Annotated in this window: 15 protein-coding genes; all 15 read left to right on the top strand. The window is 47.3% G+C overall.

All coding sequences use genetic code 11. The annotated features are described in order from the left end of the window. Positions 1-13: 13 nt before the first annotated feature. The 15 genes from AOA56_RS09210 to hypD all read left to right on the top strand — a co-directional run bounded on the left by AOA56_RS09210 (position 14) and on the right by hypD (position 20,148). Positions 14-943 (top strand): carbohydrate ABC transporter permease, encoded by a 930-nt coding sequence (locus AOA56_RS09210; RefSeq protein WP_024733546.1) that lies wholly within the window; start codon positions 14-16, stop codon positions 941-943. After that, positions 940-1,761, top strand: a complete 822-nt coding sequence (locus AOA56_RS09215; protein WP_053769487.1) for a carbohydrate ABC transporter permease — start codon at positions 940-942, stop codon at positions 1,759-1,761. The genes AOA56_RS09210 and AOA56_RS09215 overlap by 4 nt, the downstream gene beginning before the upstream one ends. Before the next feature lie 100 nt (positions 1,762-1,861). Next, positions 1,862-4,855 (top strand): glycoside hydrolase family 2 TIM barrel-domain containing protein, encoded by a 2,994-nt coding sequence (locus AOA56_RS09220; RefSeq protein ID WP_053769488.1) that lies wholly within the window; start codon positions 1,862-1,864, stop codon positions 4,853-4,855. A gap of 17 nt (positions 4,856-4,872) precedes the next feature. After that, positions 4,873-7,185, top strand: coding sequence for a glycoside hydrolase family 65 protein (locus tag AOA56_RS09225; RefSeq protein WP_048620941.1), 2,313 nt, complete (start codon positions 4,873-4,875; stop codon positions 7,183-7,185). 12 nt (positions 7,186-7,197) lie between these two features. Then, entirely contained in the window at positions 7,198-7,881 is a 684-nt protein-coding gene (gene pgmB, locus AOA56_RS09230; RefSeq protein WP_053769489.1) for a beta-phosphoglucomutase, read from the top strand. After that, a complete protein-coding gene (locus AOA56_RS09235; protein WP_053769490.1) occupies positions 7,863-8,867 on the top strand; it encodes a M20/M25/M40 family metallo-hydrolase in 1,005 nt (334 codons plus the stop codon). Before pgmB ends, AOA56_RS09235 begins: the two co-directional genes overlap by 19 nt. A gap of 126 nt (positions 8,868-8,993) precedes the next feature. Beyond that, entirely contained in the window at positions 8,994-10,001 is a 1,008-nt protein-coding gene (locus AOA56_RS09240) for a LacI family DNA-binding transcriptional regulator (RefSeq protein ID WP_053769491.1), read from the top strand. Beyond that, the gene (locus AOA56_RS09245) at positions 9,998-10,915 is read left to right on the top strand and encodes a DMT family transporter (protein WP_048620938.1); all 918 of its coding nucleotides are present in this window, start codon (positions 9,998-10,000) and stop codon (positions 10,913-10,915) included. The genes AOA56_RS09240 and AOA56_RS09245 overlap by 4 nt, the downstream gene beginning before the upstream one ends. Positions 10,916-11,118: 203 nt before the next feature. Next, positions 11,119-12,756, top strand: coding sequence for a Na/Pi cotransporter family protein (locus tag AOA56_RS09250; protein ID WP_024733541.1), 1,638 nt, complete (start codon positions 11,119-11,121; stop codon positions 12,754-12,756). 278 nt (positions 12,757-13,034) lie between these two features. Next, complete coding sequence (locus AOA56_RS09255) at positions 13,035-13,598, top strand: ECF transporter S component (RefSeq protein ID WP_053769492.1); 564 nt, start codon at positions 13,035-13,037, stop codon at positions 13,596-13,598. Then, positions 13,583-15,130, top strand: coding sequence for an ABC transporter ATP-binding protein (locus AOA56_RS09260; protein ID WP_053769493.1), 1,548 nt, complete (start codon positions 13,583-13,585; stop codon positions 15,128-15,130). Before AOA56_RS09255 ends, AOA56_RS09260 begins: the two co-directional genes overlap by 16 nt. Further along, positions 15,115-15,921: an energy-coupling factor transporter transmembrane component T family protein gene (locus AOA56_RS09265; protein WP_053769494.1), complete on the top strand. Its 807-nt coding sequence runs from the start codon at positions 15,115-15,117 to the stop codon at positions 15,919-15,921. The genes AOA56_RS09260 and AOA56_RS09265 overlap by 16 nt, the downstream gene beginning before the upstream one ends. Before the next feature lie 37 nt (positions 15,922-15,958). Continuing rightward, positions 15,959-16,708 (top strand): DUF169 domain-containing protein, encoded by a 750-nt coding sequence (locus AOA56_RS09270; RefSeq protein ID WP_053769495.1) that lies wholly within the window; start codon positions 15,959-15,961, stop codon positions 16,706-16,708. A gap of 148 nt (positions 16,709-16,856) precedes the next feature. Next, positions 16,857-17,768 carry a trans-4-hydroxy-L-proline dehydratase activase gene (locus AOA56_RS09275; RefSeq protein ID WP_053769496.1) on the top strand — a complete coding sequence of 304 codons (912 nt, stop codon included), beginning with the start codon at positions 16,857-16,859 and terminating at the stop codon, positions 17,766-17,768. A 4-nt stretch (positions 17,769-17,772) separates the two neighbouring features. Next, positions 17,773-20,148, top strand: coding sequence for a trans-4-hydroxy-L-proline dehydratase (gene hypD, locus AOA56_RS09280; RefSeq protein WP_053769497.1), 2,376 nt, complete (start codon positions 17,773-17,775; stop codon positions 20,146-20,148). Positions 20,149-20,267 lie beyond the last annotated feature (119 nt).

The raw sequence follows: 20,267 nt of genomic DNA on the forward strand, positions 1-20,267 counted from the left end.
GGAGAGATTTCATATGAAAAAAAAGAAGTTTTTTAAAACAGCGACTCCTTATTTCTTTATCCTGCCATGGATTGTCGGGTTCCTTGTGTTTACGTTGGGGCCATTGATCTTATCCCTGATTATGAGTTTTTTTGATTGGCCGTTGACAGGAGAGAAAATGTTTGTCGGTCTTGGGAACTACATGGAAATGTTCACGAAAGACGATCAGGTTCTGAAATCTTTGGGGATCAGTTTACGGTATGCCGCAATCTTTGTGCCGCTGAATCTGATCATGGCGCTGTTCCTGGCGATGCTGATTACTCAGCCGCTTCGTGGCGTCAAAGTCTATCGTACGATTTTCTATATTCCGGCTGTTATCTCCGGTGTAGCAGTGTCCATTATCTGGAGCTGGATTCTCAACAGTGATTACGGAGTTTTAAACTATCTGTTGTCTTTGATCGGAATCGAAGGGCCGGACTGGCTGGTAGATCCGGCGTGGGCGTTGTTTGCCGTGATCCTTGCCAGTGCGTTTGGCGTCGGAACGATGATGTTGATTTTCTACACGGACATGAAAAATATTTCTACTGAGATTTACGAGGCCGCGTCTCTGGATGGGGCGGGTCCTGCAAGAAAGTTTTTCAGTATCACGCTGCCCATGATCACACCGACCTTGTTGTTCAACCTGATTACATCCATCATCAGCTCGTTCCAGCAGGTAACGCTCGTGATGCTGCTGACCGGAGGCGGACCATTGCAGTCTACCTATTTCTACGGTCTGATGACATACAACAATGCGTTCAAACATCACAAGATGGGATATGCCAGCGCCAATGCGTGGGTTATGTTCATTATTATCCTGCTTCTGACAGCCCTGGTATTCAAGTCTTCCTCCGCATGGGTGTTCTATGAATCCGAAGTAAAGGCGGACAACAAAAAGAAGAAAAAGGGAGGTAAATCAGTATGAAGATGTCAAAAAAATCAAAAGTGATTCTTTATATCCTTTTGACCATCGTAGCCGTTTACTTCCTGGCGCCATTTGTCTACATGCTGCTTACGACCTTTAAGACAGAAGGAGAGGCCATCGCGTATCCTCCAAGTCTTTTTCCAAAAGACTGGCATTTTGAAAATTACGCTGAGGCATGGAGCTCACAGCCGTTCGGAACCTATTTCCTGAACTCAGTTCTTGTAACGGTGCTGACGACGGCAGGAACGATTTTATCCAGTTCCCTTGTAGCTTATGGATTCGCACGGTTCAGATTCAGGGGCAAAAACATTTTATTTATGATCCTTCTTGCGACAATGATGATTCCGTGGGATGTTACTATGATCCCGCAGTACATGGAATTCAATCTCTTCGGATGGATCAACACCCTGCTGCCGCTGATTGTTCCGACCTGGTTCGGATCGGCCTATTATGTATTCCTGATGAGACAGTTCCTCATGGGAATACCAAAAGACTATGAAGAAGCGGCGCGCCTGGACGGCGCGAACGCGTTCCAGATTTACTGGAAGATTTTCATGCCGATCCTGAAGCCATGCTTGATTATGGTGGGGGTACTCAACATGCTGACCGTATGGAATGACTACCTTGGACCATTGATTTTCCTGCAGGACAGAACCAAGTACACACTGGCGCTTGGTCTTGCATCCTTCAAGGGCGTACACACAACGGCGATTATTCCGATGCTGTGTATTACGGTGGTTATGATTATTCCGCCGATTCTCGTTTTTATTTTTGCACAGAGATATATCGTGGAAGGAACAAGTGGTTCCATCAAATAGCAGTTTCATAACAAAAAAGCAGTCAGATAGATACGCTTGTAAAGGCAGGCGTTTTGTCTGGCTGCCTTGGCATATTATAACAGACAAGGAGTAGAAACAGATGACACAGAGAAAAAAGAAAAGATGGGAGAATCAGGAGCTGACGGCGATCGGAAGAAGAGAGGCGAGGACGGCTTTCTACGAAGATTCTTTCTCCAGGATCAGCCTGAATGGAAAATGGCAGTTTCTGTATCTGGACGCGCCGGAACTTTCTCCGGCAGGATTTGAAGCCCCGGGGGCAAAAGAGGGATGGGATACCATCGATGTTCCTTCCGTATGGCAGCTTCGGGGATACGGGCAGATGCATTATACAGATGTATTGTATTTGTTCCCTGTGAATCCACCTTATGTTCCGACAGAGAATCCGACGGGTATCTATAAAAAAAGCATCTGTCTTGATCAGGAGTGGCTCAAAAATGATACGATTCTGAAATTCCACGGCGTGGACAGTGCCTTTGATGTATGGGTCAACGGAGAACATGCAGGCTACGGGAAAATCAGCCGTCTGCCTTCGGAATTTGATATCACTTCCTATATAAAAGAAGGAGAAAATGACATCACTGTGCGGGTATACCGTTGGTCAGACGGTACCTATCTGGAGGATCAGGATATGTGGTGGATGTCGGGCATTTACCGGGATGTGGAGCTTATAAACGAGCCAAAGCAGGCTGTTTTGGACTGCCAGGTGGGAGCATCTTTGGATGACGATATGGAGACAGGGCTTTTTTCCGTGGATCTCACTTTCAAGCAGAGTGAGGCCAGAGGAAGCTGGATGCTTTCTTATGAGGGGGAGGAAGTAAAGACCGGAACCTTTGAGACCAAAGAGGGAACAGTACATGTGCAGGAAAAGCTTCCGAACGTCCACAGATGGACGGCGGAGACACCGCATCTTTACGATCTTCTTGTGACGCTTGGGGACGATACGATACGGGTACGGCCTGGATTTCGCCGGATTGAGATCCGGGATCAGCAGTTTCTCGTAAACGGTCAGGCAATCCTTTTAAACGGTGCCAATCATCACGACTATGACCCGGAAGAAGGACGGACTGTCAGCTACGAGAAAGTGAAGGAAGATCTGCTTCTGATGAAGCAGCATAATATCAATGCAGTGCGCTGTTCTCACTATCCGGCAAACGAGTACTTCTATGATCTGTGTGACGAGTACGGCCTTTATGTGATCGATGAGGCTGATCTGGAATGTCATGGATTTGAATGGACAGGAAATTATAGATGGATTTCCGACGACCCGTCCTGGAAACATGCCTATGTGGAGCGGAGTATTCGCATGGTGAAACGAGACCGGAACCATCCTTGCATCATCATGTGGTCCATGGGAAATGAGTCAAGTTTTGGCTGTAATTTCCGTAGTACGGCAGAAGAGATCCGGAAGCTGGATCCGACGCGGCTGATTCACTACGAAGGGGACTTCGAGGCGGAAGTGACAGATGTATACTCCACCATGTATACGAGGATCAAGGGAATGAAACAGATCGGCGAATCCGAGATGAAAGGGAACAAGCCTCATGTGCTGTGTGAGTATGGCCATGCCATGGGAAACGGACCGGGAGGACTGAAAGCCTACCAGAACCTGTTCCGTAAATATAAACGTCTTCAGGGAGGTTTTATCTGGGAGTGGTACGATCACGGAATCCGTGCGGAAAAAGACGGAGAGATATATTATAACTACGGCGGATGTTATGGGGATTTTCCTACCAATGGAAACTTCTGTATTGACGGCGTGCTGATGCCGGACAGAACGCCGTCCCCGGCGCTTCTGGAATATAAGCAGGTCATTGCTCCGGTAGAAATCACCAAGGTGGCGGGAAGCCGGACGAAGATTGAGATTAAGAATCATTATGATTTCTTATCTTTAGACCAGGTGGTGCTTTACTGGTCGCTGGAGGAGAACGGAAAAGCAATCCAGGAAGGAAACATCGAGACGTTATCCGCTCTTCCGCACGAGGCGGAGCAGGTGGAAATCCCACTGACTGTCTTTGCGGTGAAGAAAAATACGGACTACTATCTGCGGATCCGTGTCTGTCAGAAATATGAGACAAACTATGCGCCGGCGAGACACGAGATTGCCATGAAGCAGTTTGATCTTGGGATCCGACAGGATGAACTGGAAGTAAGAATACCGCAGGAGGAGCTGGAGGTCACAGAAGAGAATGGAATCCTGACTGTAAAGAATCCGCGTATCTGTGCGAAATTCCACACAGTATTCGGGAATCTGGTTTCCCTGGAACGGGATGGAAAGATGTATCTGACCCAAGGACCGGTGATGAACCTGTACCGGGCGACGATTGACAACGATATGTACAAAAAGGACGATTGGATGAACAAGTATTTTATCCAGAAAGGCAGCGAACAGACGGAAAGCTTCTCCTGGGAGAAAAAGGGCGGTGCGGCTGTGATAACGATGGAAAAGTATTTTGGATGTCTCAATCAGTCCTGGGGATTTCATTGTACTTATGTATACACCGTCTATTCAGGAGGTCAGGTAAAGGTGCAGCTTACCGGAAAGACGATCCAGAACGGAAAGGAAGAGCCGGAGTTCCTGCCTCGGATCGGTGTGGTGATGAAAGCGGCAGGATCTTTACAGAAGACAGCGTGGTATGGCCTGGGACCGCAGGAAAATTACCCGGACAGCAAGGAGGCTGTCTCCATGGGCGTTTATGAGAGCACGGTGGACGGCATGGGAACAAACTATGTCTTTCCACAGGAAAACGGACACAGGGAGCAGGTGAAGTGGTTTGCCATTTCCGACGGAGATCAGGCGCTCCTTTGCCGGATGCCTGAGGGGCTTGGGATGAATCTTGCCAATTATACGGACGAGAGCCTGGAGAAAGCACGTCACCCGCATGAAATCGAACGAAGCGGTGACGTCATCATTCATCTTGACTTTCAACATTCTGGACTTGGGAGCAATAGCTGCGGAGAGGAACAGCTCCCGGAATATAAGGTAAAACGTCAGGATTTTTCTATGACCTTTACCTTAGAAATCACAAAAGCCTGTCAGGCCGCGGAAGAAACAACGAGACAATATCTGGATTAGAAAAGGGGAAAACAACGATGATCAGAGACCGATTTTCAGAGAACATCAAAAAAGACATGAGCACAGAGGAATGGCTGATTTGTCAGGATACATACGACCCGCAGGAGAATCTGAAAAATGAGAGCCTGTTTGCCCTGTCAAACGGGTATCTTGGGATCCGCGGAAGCTTCGAGGAGGGGACGCGCGTTACCCTCCCGTACCTCTACGTCAACGGTGTATTTGACAAATCCGAGACATTTATGAGAGAGCTTGCCGCCCTGCCGAACTGGCTTGGCGTCCGTCTCTATGTGGAAAAGGAGCTGATCGGTATTGAAAACTGCGAGATTCTGGAGTTTTCCAGAGTCCTCGATATGAAGCATGCCGTACTGTACAAGCAATATGTGCTGAAAGATAAGAAGGGCCGTGTTACCAAAGTGGAGGGGCGGCGTTTTGTCAGCCGTCACAATGTACACCGGATGGCAATCGAGCTGTTTGTGACTCCGGTAAACTACGACGGCATCATTGAGGCGGAAAACATCATAGACGGAACCATCGTCAATTTCTATGACGCGCCACGGTTTAAAGTAAAACATATGTATCTTACCGCCAACGAAACGCTCGGAGAACACGGCGTCTATATAGAATCTGCTACGAGGGACCGTCATCTCCATGTGGGGACCGGATGCGTGCTGGAAGCTTACAAAGACGGCAGACCCGTGATGAGAAACCGCATGTTCCATGCCTTTGGGGAGCAGGCAGTGGAATTTGGAGATGTTCCAGTGACAGAAGGGGAGACAGTGCGTCTGGTAAAATACGTCTCCATGTACACGGAGAGGGAATGTCCGGCATATGCGCTCCATACGACGATCAAAGAGGAGGTCGACCACTTTATGGAGGACGGTCTGGAAACAGAACTTCGTTTCCATGAGAACGTATATGACGCAATGTGGGAAGAAGCGGACGTCTGCTTTGAAGGCGATCCGGAGCTGAACCGGGCGGTGCGTTTTAATATTTTTCACCTGATGAGTACAGGAAACGAGACGGACGACCGGGTGAGCGTAGGAGCAAAGCTTCTGACCGGAGAAGAATACGGCGGACATGCGTTCTGGGATATTGAGCTGTTTATGCTCCCGTTCTTTTCTTATGTGTTCCCAAAGATGGCACAGAATATGGAGAATTACCGCTATTATCTTCTGGATGCGGCAAGAGAGAACGCAAAGAAAAACGGTTATAAGGGCGCGCAGTATCCATGGGAGTCCGCGGACGATGGGACAGAGCAGTGTCCGGACTGGACCATTGAGCCGGACGGCACCTGCTACCGCTGCTATGTGGCAATGTACGAGCACCATGTGACGGCGGATGTGGCCTATGGAATCTATGACTATGTACGCATTACAAAGGATCTGGACTTCCTCTACGGAAGAGGAGCGGAAGTTCTCACGGAGACAGCCAGATTTTGGGCAAGCCGCTGTGAATATGTGGCGGAAAAAGACCGCTATGAGATCAATCAGGTGACAGGTCCGGATGAGTGGCATGAGCCGGTGAACAACAACCTGTACACAAATTATTTTGCAAGATGGAACCTGCGCTATGTGATGTCCCTGATCCGGACGATGAAAGAAGAGCGCCCGGACGACTACGAAGCGCTGATGAAAAAGACCGGACTTAAAGAGGAAGAGCTGGAATTCTGGAACACCGTACAGAGCAAGATCTATCTTCCGAGAAAAGAGGGAACCAACCTGCTGGAGCAGTTTGAAGGATATTTCCAGTTAAAGGATGTGGTGATTGACCAGTATGATGAAAACGACTGGCCGATCCGTCCGGAGGCATTAAAGACCTGTAAAGCCAGGGAGACCCAGATCCTGAAACAGCCGGATGTTGTGCTTTTACTTCACCTGCTGGGAGAAGAATTTGAGCCGGAATTGATGAAAGAAAATTATGATTACTATGAGAAGCGTACTCTCCATGGATCGTCATTAAGTCCAAGTATTTATTCGGTCATGGGACTGAAAGTAGGAGACGATTCTAAGGCGTACCGATATCTGAAACGTGCCGCGCTGATCGACCTTCTGAATTTGCAGAAGAACACAAGAGAGGGAATCCACGCAGCCAATGCAGGAGGCGTATGGCAGACGATCGTCTTCGGATTTGCGGGCGTATCGATTGGAAAAGACGGTATTTTAAACGTGAAGCCGAACATGCCAAAAGAGTGGAGCAGCCTGACATTCCGTCTTCACTATGACAACGCGTGGCTGGAAATCCGGACAGACGGTAATAATCAGGCGGAAGTACGAAGACTTGACGGCGCTCCGGTGGGCATATGGATCAATGGTGAGAAAAAAGAGATTTAGGAGGGAACCAAGATGAAGTATCAGGCCGTGATATTTGACCTGGATGGCGTGATCTGTTCCACGGACCAGTATCATTACCAGGCATGGAAAGCAGTTGCGGATGAGCTGAACATTCCATTTGACGAGACGGTCAATCACAGACTGCGCGGCGTCAGCCGGATGGAGAGCTTTGAAATTATCCTGGAAAAATACGACGCAGAGATGAGCCGGGAGGAAAAGGTCTCCTGGACGGAAAAGAAAAACACGATTTACAAAGAGCTGTTAAAAAATATGAGAACGGCGGATCTCTCCGAAGAGGTAAAAACCACTTTGGATACGCTGAGGGCGCAGGGACTTCTGCTTGCCATCGGGTCTTCCAGTAAAAACGCAGGCTTTATTCTAAAGCAGATCGGGCTTGGAGATTACTTTGACGCAGTATCGGACGGAAACAATATTACGAAGTCCAAGCCGGATCCGGAAGTGTTCTTAAAAGCAGCAAAGTATCTGGGGAAAGAGCCAAAGGACTGTCTTGTTGTGGAGGACGCGAAGGCGGGCGTGCAGGCGGCAAAAGCCGGAGGAATGGACTGTGCTGCAGTCGGGGAAGCGGTAAAGTGTAAACTGGCAGACTATCAGTTGTCCACTTTCTCACAACTTCTGGAGGCGGTGAAAAATTCTACCAAGGGAGCGTGTACGAAAGAATGGAAACAGAATTTTTAAAGAACATCTTAAAGAGTATTTCCGTGTCCGGATATGAAGAGCCGTTGCAGAACATTGTCCGGGAGGAGATGCAAAACGTTGCGGATGAGATCCGGGAGGACGAGATGCACAATCTGGTCTGCGTCGCCAACCCGGACAGCCCGGTGCGGATTCTGCTTTCTGCCCATGCGGACGAGATCGGACTGATGATCTCCAATATTACTGAGGATGGCAGACTTCAGGTAGTGGACAGAGGAGGCGTTGTCGTTCCTACTTATCCGGGACAACAGGTGATCGTAAAGACAAAGGAGAGGGAGATACCGGGCGTTGTGGAGGCATATCGGGGACTTTTTGAGAAACAGGGGATGAGTACAAAGGATTTGAAAATTGACATCGGAGCGAAAGACCGCAAGGATGCTCTGCGCTATGTGAAGCCGGGAGATCCGGTAGTGCCGGACACCCATATCCGGACGCTCGCGAATGGGAGGATTACGTCCAGAGCGCTGGATGACCGGATTGGCGTCTACATTATTATGGAAGCATTGAAGCGGGCAAAAGAACGGGGATGTACGTCTGGTATTTATGCTGCCTCTACGACCGGAGAGGAGACGACAAAGACCGGGGCATACTGGTGCTCCGCACGGATCCATCCAACGCTTGCCGTAGTAGTGGATGTGACGTACACAAGCGACTGCCTTGGCATGGACCCGGCGGAAATGGGCCAGGTGGAGCTTGGAAAAGGACCGGTGCTCTGCTACAGCCCGATCGTGGCGAAAGAACTCAATGAAAAGATGGAGCGCACGGCAAAGAAGGCGAATATTCCGGTACAGTGGGAAGTAGCCAGTAGATTAAGCTATACTGACGCGGACAAAATTCACTTTTCCAATGAAGGCGTTCCGGTCGTGCTTGTGTCCGTGCCGCTTCGCTATATGCATATGCCGTGCGAGGTGGCGGATTTATCGGATGTGGAACATTGCATTGAATTGATTGCCCGTTTCCTGGCATGATACGGGACAAAAGGTGAAAGCCGCTGAATCGTGAAAGTGAAAAGGACATAAAAAGGACGGTTGTGACTAAAAAACAGATGTGTTAGAATAAATAGAAGTGCATAATCAGAGGGGGATTCAAGAAATATGGCTACGATAAAAGAGATAGCTGAACTCGCTGGAGTCTCTGTCACAACCGTCTCTCGTGTTCTGAATTTTGACGATACATTGAATGTGCAGGATGAAACGAAACGTAGAGTATTTGAGGCGGCTGACAGGCTGGAGTATCAGATCAAGGATAAAAAGAGGAAGAAGAAAAAGCTGAAACTGGGACTTTTTTGTTCTTATTCACCGGAAGAAGAGCTGGAAGATACGTTCTATCTGTCTATTCGCATTGCTGTGGAGAAAAAGCTGGACAAAGAAGGGTTTAAAAAAGTGATTGTCACCTCGGAGGATACGGCGGATAATTTGGCGAAGCTGGATGGTATCATCTGTCTGGGGACATTCAGTAAAGGTATTGTGGAGAGAATCCGGGGATTTCATAAGCCGGCTGTTTTCATCGACGCGGTCGGAGACGTGGAGCTCTTTGATTCCATCGTGGTGAATTTAAAACATGCAGTCACGAAGGTAATGGATTATCTGGTGGACGCAGGCCACGAAAAGATTGCTTTTATCGGAGGACGAGACGTGGATTCCGATGGAAAAGAGATCGTGGACATGCGGATGCCGATCTATTCGCACTATTTAGAGGAGAAGAATCTTTTCCATGAAGAATATATCCAGATCGGAGGCTTTACGCCAAAGCACGGGTATCGAATGGGGAAGGAATTACTGGCCTTAGAGGATCGGCCGACAGCCATTTTCTGCGCAAACGATTCACTGGCAATCGGCTGCTATAAGGCGGTTCAGGAGGCCATGCTCCGGGTTCCGGAAGATATCAGCGTCGTCGGGTTTAACGATATTTCTATGACAAAATATCTTGTTCCGCCGCTTACTACGGTTCATGTGCCGATGGATTTTATGGGCGAAGAGGCAGTGAATATGCTTGCGGAGCGTATCTATACGAACCGGGAAATCAGTATGAAAGTTTCTGTACCTGCCAAACTGGTTATCAGAGAAAGTGTAAGTAGGAGAAAGGATGAAAACAACATATGAAAACACATAAAGTGAGAAATTCCCTGCTGCTGCTTCTGACAGCATTGATCTGGGGAACGGCTTTTGTGGCACAGAGCGTAGGGATGGACTATGTAGGTCCCTTTACATACAGTTGTGTCCGTTCCCTGATCGCGGGGATCATGCTGATCCCCTGTATCGCCTTTTTAAACAAGGTGAATCCGAATCAGGAGGAAAAAGAAATCTGCCGGGATGAGAGCAGGAGAAAGGCTTATCAGAAAAAACTTCTGATCGGAGGAATTTGCTGCGGACTGGCCCTTGGTGTGGCAAGCTGTCTTCAGCAGATTGGGATTCAGCATACGACGGTAGGAAAAGCAGGATTTATTACGACCTTTTATATTATCATTGTACCGATTATCGGACTGTTCTTTAAGAAGCGGTGCGGGCTGAATGTCTGGGCGGGCGTCGTATTAGCCCTGGCAGGACTGTATTTCCTCTGCATCACGGAAGGATTTTCTATAGGATACGGCGATACAATGGTTTTTTTATGTGCGCTGGCATTTTCCATCCATATCCTTGTGATTGATCACTTCACTGAGCTGGTGGATGGGGTAAAGATGTCCTGTATCCAGTTTTTTGTGGCCGCTATTGTAAGCGGTGTGGGGATGCTCGTGATGGAACAGCCGGATATTCACAATATTCTGGCGGCATGGCTGCCGATTCTCTATGCCGGAGCTCTCTCAAGCGGTGTTGGATACACTCTCCAGATTATCGGACAAAAGGGGATGAATCCGACCATCGCGTCGCTGATTTTAAGTCTGGAGTCGGTGATTTCTGTTTTGGCAGGTATGGTGATTCTGGATGAGCAGTTAAGCAGCCGGGAGATCCTGGGGTGTGTACTCATGTTCATCGCCATTGTGCTGGCACAGCTTCCGGAGAAGAAAAAAGCGGTTTGATACAGCGGCGTGACGATTCAGCCATGACAGCTCGGATTTGTCGCAGCACAGCTTATGGCTGAACTATTCTTATAGATTTTACGTAAATTTTACATAAATTTGAAAAAATATTGACACTCCAGTTCCTTTTCCGATACAATGAAAAATAGTGCGGTATCAGAGCAAACGCTGCACGAGGAATAATATCAGGAGGAACATTACAAATGAAACCGGAATATGTCTTTATGCTGCTCGGAGGACTCGGCCTCTTTCTGTGCGGGATGCAGATGATGAGCAGCAATCTGGAGGCAGTCGCAGGGGACCGACTAAAAGGGATCCTGGAGAAACTGACTTCCAACCGGATCCTTGGAGTACTTGTCGGAGCCGTCATCACAGCCGTCATCCAGTCGTCATCCGCTACTACCGTGATGGTGGTGGGCTTTGTTAATTCAGGACTGATGACTCTCAGACAGGCTGTGTGGATTATTATGGGAGCCAACATCGGAACGACGATTACAGGACAGCTTGTCGCCCTGGATATCGGAACCATCGCCCCACTGTTCGCGTTCGCAGGGATTGCGCTTGGTATGTTTTCCAAGAAGCGCAATGTTCAGAATATCGGAAGCATCATTGCGGGACTTGGGGTACTCTTTATCGGACTTGGTATGATGAGCGACGCCATGGTGCCGATGAGGGATTCGGAAGTCTTTGTCAATGCACTGACAAGTTTTTCCAATCCGATTATCGGAATCGTAGTAGGAGCGATTTTTACAGCAGTGATTCAGTCATCGTCCGCTTCGGTTGGTATTTTGCAGGCGCTGGCTTTAAGTGGTCTGATCGATATTCACAGTGCGGTTTTTGTACTGTTCGGACAGAATATCGGGACATGTATTACTTCTCTGATTGCATCCGTGGGAATGAACCGGAATGCGAAAAGGACGACAGTGATCCATTTTATGTTCAATATGATCGGAACCGTCTTATTCGTTATCCTTTGTCTTGTGACTCCACTGACAGATGCGGTGGCAGGTCTGACACCGGCTCATCCGGCGTCACAAATTGCCAATATGCATACCTTGTTCAATGTAGTGACAACAATTATTCTGATACCATTTGGAACAGGGCTGGCGGCTCTGGCTGAGAAGATCCTTCCAGATAAAAAGGAAGAGATCAGAGTACAGCCGGACGACGACCAGTGGCTGAAGGAGATTATGAGCTCCCAACATGTACTTGGATCTTCCGCGATCGCAATCAGCAGTCTGATGGAGAATGTCGGCAGTATGTACAGCCTTGCAAGAGAAAATGTGCTGAAGGGGTTTGATATGATTCTTTCCGGTGACGACACCCGGTTTGCCGAGGTGGAAGAGACGGAGAATACCATTGATCTTTATAATATCAGTATCTCCAGACGGCTCTCCAAGGTCCTTACGATTGAGCACGGACCTGCGGAGACAAAGCGCCTGAACAGCATTTTCCAGATCACGGGGAATGTAGAACGTGTGGGGGATCATGCAATGAACTTTGCGGAGCACGCCGTTTTTATCCGGGAAAAGGGACTGAAGCTTTCCAAAGAGACGATTGAGGAGCTGAAAGAAATGCGGGAGCAGTGCCGAAAAGCGTTTGAGCGGATGGAACTTTCCGCCCAGACAGACCCGACCCAGCTTCTGGTGGATGCGGTCAGCTTTGAACGTGCAGTAGACGATATTACAGAGCGGTGCAGGGATAAGCAGGTAGAGCGGATTAATAACCGTGCATGTGAGATTGAGAGCGCGGTACTCTATTCCGAGATCCTGATCGACTATGAACGAATTGGCGATCATATGAGAAATATTGCGGAAGCCTATGCGGAGCAGAATATATAAGATAATATATAATTAAGAAGAAATACGGTGCGGACGCCGAAAAGGAAGAGGGAGATGCGAGTTTCAGAAAAGAAACGGCATCTTCCTTTTTGAATTATACCAAAGATTAGGGAAGCGTCATTTTGACCACATATATAAATAGTATAAATAAATCTTATGATTTATACAAAATATCGATTAGACAATAAACGACAGAAATGATATAAGTTTTATGTATTTGGCTAGGAAATAAAACGGGCATAAAATACGGGTCTTATGGCAAAGGAGAAGGAGAAAAGATGGGTAAAAAATTCAAGACAAAGGAAATTGTAGTTGTTGCAATGATATCAGCCGTCATAGGTGTGATTTTTACACTGCTTGACTGGGCGTATATGCCGATGTCCGCTGTACTTGGAACGGTATTTATGGAGATCACATTCGGCGTGTACATGCTTTCGGCCGCATTACCGATGTATATTGTGCGTAAACCGGGATTTGCGGTCTTCGGCGCGCTTGTAGCAGCAGGAGTCAACCTTCTGATGGGGAGTCCATACGGTCTTCAGCTTGTTTTGGCAGGTTTTCTGGAAGGGCTCGGAGTAGAGATTGGATATGCGATTCTTGGAAAATATGAAGGAAACCTGAAAAATATGATTTCAGGTCAGATCTTGGGAGCGGCATTTGTGTTTTTAAGAGACGGATTTTTCTGGGGAACGCCGATGAGCTACGGGACGACGGTAGCGGTAGGAGTAATTGCCGTTCGTTTTCTGAGTTCTGTGGTGATAGGAATTATTTTGGTAAAGATGATTACGGCAGCTTTGGAAAAAACAGGAGTATTGAAAGGATTCAAATGTATCAGAGTATAAAAGAAATGGATAAAAAGGCGATTTTGGAAATCAGACATGCGTCATACTGCTATGAAGGAGAGAAGCTTCCGGTGTGGGAGCATCTCTCCTGTCGTTTTTTTGAAGGGAAGATCCATGTGGTAACAGGGCCGAGCGGTTGTGGAAAAAGTTCAGTTTTGTATCTTCTCGATGGTTTGATTCCACATGTATATGAAGGGAAAGTGGAAGGGGAGGTACTGCTGGATGGGACGGACATCACGGCGGTGCCGCCAAGAGAAAGATGTGGTAGCATGGGATTTGTTATGCAGAATCCGGAAAGTCAGTTCTGCACATTTACGGTAGAGGAAGAACTGGCTTTTGGGATGGAAAACATGGGAATGGATCCGGAAATCATGTCAGTGCGGATCAAAGAAGCTTTGGAATTTGTTGGGATGCCCGGTTATGAGAAAACAGAGCTTGTCCATCTGTCAGGAGGAGAAAAGCAGAAGATCGCGATTGCGTCTTTGATTGTAATGAAGCCCCGGATTCTGCTTCTGGATGAACCGACTGCCAATCTGGATCCTAAAAGCAGAAAACAAATTTTTGACCTGATTGTCAGGCTGTCCCGTAAGGAAGGGATGACGATTGTTCTTGTAGAACATAATATCGAAGAGATCAAAGAGGAAGTAGATTACTTCGTATCACTGGACAGAAACGGGAATGTGATTGATAATGCAAAGAGGATTCGGGGAGATGACGGCGAGAAGCGGGAGGAGACATTCTTTTTTGAGCAAAGGGGAAAGCAGCATAAAGAAAGCGGAGAAACAAAGGAAGAAGTTTTGAAAATAGAGGATCTGTATTTCTCATATTCGTCTCCGGGGAAAAAGGAAAAAACAAAAAAGAAAGAAATTCTGAATGGGTTGAACCTGACAGTGCGTAATGGGGAGTTTGTGGCGATTGTTGGGGAGAACGGTGTTGGAAAAACGACGTTGATGCGCCTTATTTTCCGGATTTGTGTACATGACAGGGGAAAGATCACATTATTTGGGAAACCGGTGGAAGCGTACCGGAAGAAGGATCTGTACCATATGATCGGGTTGGTATTCCAAAATCCGGAGAGCCAGTTCGTGAAAAATACAGTCTATGATGAATTGATGTTCAGTTTGAAAAAGGTAAAGATTTCCCAGAAGGAAAAGGAGGAACGGGTTTCGGAGATGCTGAAGCGGTTTCACCTTGAAAAAGAGAAGGACAAAAGTCCATTTGTGCTAAGTCAGGGACAGAAACGCAGACTGAGTGTTGCAGATATGCTGCTTACACATCAAAAGATTTTATTTCTGGATGAACCTACTTATGGACAGGACTTTGAAAACAGACAGGAACTGATGAAAGATATGCGAAGGCTGACAGAAGAGGGAATCACTATCGTGATGATCACACATGACCTGGAGCTTGTCAGACAATACGCTAAGAGAGTAGTGGAGATCGGGCAGGGAAGGGTGCAATGTGATCTTTCCACCGGGGAATACTTCGCATGGAAAGAAAAAGGAGGAGCGGACAGATGTTTGACTATATAGAACAGGATTCATTTCTTCACAGGAGAAATCCGGTAATCAAGCTGGCGATGATTGCGGTTATAACGGTCATCGTCTGCCTATCCTATTTCCCGGTTCTCCCAGCGGTTACTTTTCTAGTATTCTTTTTCGGGACATGGATCGCCGGACGTATTCCGATGAGAAACCTTTTGCGAAGGCTTCTGGTATTTCTTATAATAAGTATACTGTTTATGATCTCCATGCTGCTTTTACGAGGATTGAACGAAGAATCGGAAATTGTAGTGCGTTTCTGGATTTTTGGATGGACGAGAAGAGATTTTGTTCATGCTGTGACATTAGGATTTCGGATACTTGCGTTGATCACAATGTCTATGGGGTTTGTACTGACGACAAGACCAGGGGATCTTTTACTGAGTCTGATTATGCAGTGCAGACTTTCAGTTGTACATGGCTATGCGGCGATGGCGGCTTACCGGTTTCTTCCGGAACTTCAGGAACAGATTGATGCAATTCATTTGGCGCAGGAAATCAGAGGGATTCCCTGGAACAAAGGGATTGGGTCGAGATTCACATCACCGTTCCGAGTGCCGCTGCCCCTCTTATGTATAGCGGCGAGACGCGGGGAAAGAGTGGCCTGTGCAATGGAGAGCAGAGGTATGGGAAGGAAAACAAAGCGTACGTTTTACAAAAAGATGAAGACAAATCGGGCAGACTGGTTGTTTTTGCTGTTATCTGTACTGGGGTATGCGGTGATTGTATGGATTTTGATAAAATTTAATGCGTATCGGTTTAGTTTTGCGTCGATCCAGTAAAGCAATCCTAAGCCGGGATAAAAGGAGGAGAACAAAGATGCCGTTTAAACATAAGAATATAGAATATGGGCTTCCACATGAACAATATCCACAGGAGGAAATCAATAGATGCATTGATATCTGGAAAGAGGTACTTCTCCTGCAGAGCGAACCGGTGGCGATTACGCTTTTGTTTACAAAAGAGGATTATGAAGCTTATCCGGCCAAGGAAACGACAGTGTCCATGCCATACTGTGTTATGGTCAAGCAGGCAGCCGTAAAAGAAAAGGGGATTAAGAGTAGACAGCCACATCACCGGTGCGACGGGGCAACAACAGCGCTGGCTCTGGATCCGAGTACAGAAAAGATAGAAAGCGGACATGAGTATTTTTCCTATAAGCTGTACTCTTCCAATGCAGCGGCTCGTCGGATGCGTGAGCAGGTGAAAAGCCTGCACCGGATGCCGGTGAAAACTTATGGTGTGGCAGTAGTGCCGTTGAAAGACTGTTCGAGGACACCGGATGTTGTGATTGTGATGACAAACGCATGGCAGTCCATGCGGATCGTACAGGGGTACGAGTATCATATGGGGAAAAAGCCGGTAATCGATATGGGGGCAATGCAGGGAATGTGCTCTGAGCTGACGGTTTCGCCGTATTTGACAGGCGAGCTGAATATCAGCGTGCTTTGTCCAAGTACCAGAATGTTGTGCCGGTGGAGTGAAAATGATATGGGAGCAGGACTTCCTTATGAGCTTTTTCAGACAGTTACGTCCGGGATTGTGGCTACGAAGCCAAATTATGAATAGAAAAAAGGTGGAAAACGGATCTGTGATAATTCGTGAAATTTTTCTCAATTTTGATTGATAAAATCTTGACGACTTCTTCGTCAACTGCTATAATTGAACCAAGGTTTGAACTTTAGTCTAAAACAGAAGCAAAAGGGGAAGAAAAGAAATGACACCACTGGTAACGAATATTCAGAAATATTCGATTCACGACGGAGATGGGATCCGTACGAGCGTATTTTTTAAAGGCTGCCCGCTTCGGTGCGTCTGGTGCCACAATCCGGAAACGCAGAAGTACGCGAATCAGCTTCTGACAAGTAATGAGAAGTGTACCGGATGTGGATACTGCGTGCCGGCCTGTCCGAATCATGCGATCCGTATCGTGGACGGAAAGTCTCAGACAGATATGTCGCTTTGTAAGGTATGTGGGAAATGCACCGAGGTCTGTCCGCAGAATATCCGCGAGACAGCGGGGAGAGAGTATACGGTTCCGGAGCTTGTAAAAGAGCTGAGAAAGGACGAGATGTTTTACGAAGAATCTGGCGGAGGCGTGACCCTTTCCGGCGGAGAGGTCATGGCGATGGACATGGATTACATCGAAGCGCTCGTAAAGAAACTGTACCGGTTTGGCATTACAGTTACAATCGATACATGTGGATATGCATCGTATGAGAATTACCAGAGGATTCTTCCATTTACAGATACATTTTTATACGACGTCAAGGTGATGGATCGGGAAAAACATCGAAAATATATTGGAGCGGACAATACGCTCATTCTGGAAAATTTGGAGAAGCTGAGCGCAGACGGGGCAAGGATTTATATCCGGATCCCAACGGTGAAGGAAGTCAACGGGACAGATGAAGATATGCGGCAGATTATTGACTATTTGCTGGAGAAGAAAATCCGCGTCGCACAGATCAATCTGCTCCCGTACCATAATACCGGATCGAGTAAGTACGCGAGACTGGGGGAACAGTATGAGGGAAACGGTCTTACGGCTCCTTCCAGAGAAGAGATGGAACACTTTGTTGGCTTGTTTGAAAAAGCCGGATTTCATAATACAAAAATAGGAGGTTAATGTAATGGAAGAAAGAGGCATGAACGCAAGGATCAAAGCGTTGAGAAAGCTGAGTGAAAACACACAGGCACACATCGACATGGAGCGTGCGAAGAGTGAGACAGAGACTTACAAAAAGTATGAAGGAGAGCTGTCCATTCCGGAGCTGCGCGCCCAGGTACTGAAAGACTACTTCTCCACAAAATCCCTTTACATCGGGGACGGGGAGCTGATTGTCGGAGAAAAGGGAAATGAGCCGTGGGCGGCGCCGACATTCCCGGAACTATGCTGCCACACAGTAGAAGACATGCATGTTATGAACGACCGTGACTTAATCAGCTTCAAAGTGAAAGAGGAAGACTACAAATATCAGGAGGACGTGATTATTCCTTACTGGGAGAAACGTTCTATCCGGAAGAAAATCCTGGACAACATGACGCCGCAGTGGAAAGACTGCTATGAGGCGGGGATCTTTACCGAGTTCATGGAGCAGAGAGGACCGGGACATACGGTAGGATCTGTGAAGATCTACGAAAAAGGTTTCCTGGATTATAAAGAGGACATCCAGAAAGCACTGGAAGCACTGGACTTCCAGAACGATCCGGAAGCATTTGAAAAGCAGAACCAGTTACGCGGAATGTCCATCGCATGTGATGCCGTCATGGTTCTTGGAAAGAGATATGCAGAATACGCAAGAGAGCTTGCGGAGAAAGAGACCGACGAAAAGAGAAAGGCAGAGCTTTTACAGATCGCAGCCAACTGTGACGTGGTACCGGCTCACAAGCCGCAGACATTCTGGCAGGCAATCCAGATGTACTGGTTCGTACATTTAAGCGTAACAAGCGAGCTGAATCCGTGGGACGCTTATTCACCGGGACGCCTTGATCAGCACCTCAATCCATTCTACGAAAAAGACGTAGAAGAAGGAATCCTGGACGACGAGAAGGCGTTGGAGCTTCTGGAATGTCTCTGGGTGAAGTTCAACAACCAGCCGGCTCCGCCGAAGGTAGGTATCACCTTAAAGGAGTCTGGAACATATACGGATTTTGCGAATATCAATACAGGCGGTATCACACCGGACGGAAAGAACGGAGTCAATAATGTCAGCTACCTGATTCTGGACTGTATGGATGAGATGAAACTTCTTCAGCCAAGTTCAAACGTACAGATCAGCCGAAAAACTCCGCAGAAGTTCCTGAAACGTGCCTGTGAGATCTCCAGAAAAGGATGGGGACAGCCGGCGTTCTACAATACGGAGGCGATTGTTCAGGAGCTCTTAAATGCAGGAAAATCTTTGGAGGACGCAAGGAAAGGCGGAACGAGCGGATGTGTAGAGACAGGGGCGTTCGGAAACGAAGCATATATTCTGACCGGATATTTCAATCTGCCGAAGATTTTTGAGATCACACTGAACAATGGTTTCGACAAGCGCACCGGGAAGCAGATCGGGCTTGAGACCGGAAAGGCAACAGATTTTACTTCCTACGAAGATCTGTATGAAGCGTACAAGAAACAGGTGAAACATTTTATCGATATCAAGATAAGAGGAAACAACGTCATCGAAAAGATCTATGCGGACTACATGCCGGCTCCGTTCCTTTCCATCATTACAAACGACTGTATTTCCAAAGGAAAGGACTACAACGCAGGCGGAGCAAGATATAATACCAAGTATATCCAGGGGGTTGGTATCGGAACGATCACAGACTGCCTGTCATCTGTAAAATACAATGTCTTTGATAAGAAGACGATGACAATGGCGCAGCTTATGGAAGCACTGAATGATAACTTTGAAGGACACGAGGATATTCTCAACCTTGTAAGAAACAAGACTCCGAAATACGGCAATGACGATGATTATGCAGATGATATCATGCAGGATGTCTTCCACTATTATCAGAAGGAAGTATCCAGCCGTCATAATATGAATGGCGGAATGTACCGTGTCGATATGCTTCCGACAACCTGCCATGTATACTTTGGTGAAGTGATGGGAGCAAGCGCAAACGGACGTCTTGCGGAGAAGCCGGTATCCGAAGGTATCTCTCCGGAAAAGGGAGCGGATACAAACGGACCGACCGCAGTTGTGAAATCCTGTGCAAAGATGGATCACTTACAGACAGGCGGTACACTTCTGAATCAGAAGTTCACCCCGAATGTCGTAGCAGGAGAGAACGGGCTTGATCAGATGGCGAACCTGATCCGCACCTACTTCAATATGGACGGGCATCACATCCAGTTCAATGTCATCGATAAGCAGACGCTGATTGAGGCTCAGAAACATCCGGAAGACTACAAGGATCTGATTGTACGTGTCGCAGGATACAGCGATCACTTCAGAAATTTAAGTAAAGCGCTTCAGGATGAAATTATCGAGAGAACAGAGCAGAGCTTTAACTAATGTTTGTTATAGAGTTGTCGAAATCAATCATTCTCTGACAAACAGACAATCATAAATAATATTTTTAAAGGCTGTCACACGAAAAGAATAAGTGTGGCAGCACTTTTTATTTAATCTGA

It is taken from the genome of Sellimonas intestinalis, from assembly GCF_001280875.1.
GTDB classification, from domain to species: Bacteria; Bacillota; Clostridia; order Lachnospirales; family Lachnospiraceae; genus Sellimonas; species Sellimonas intestinalis.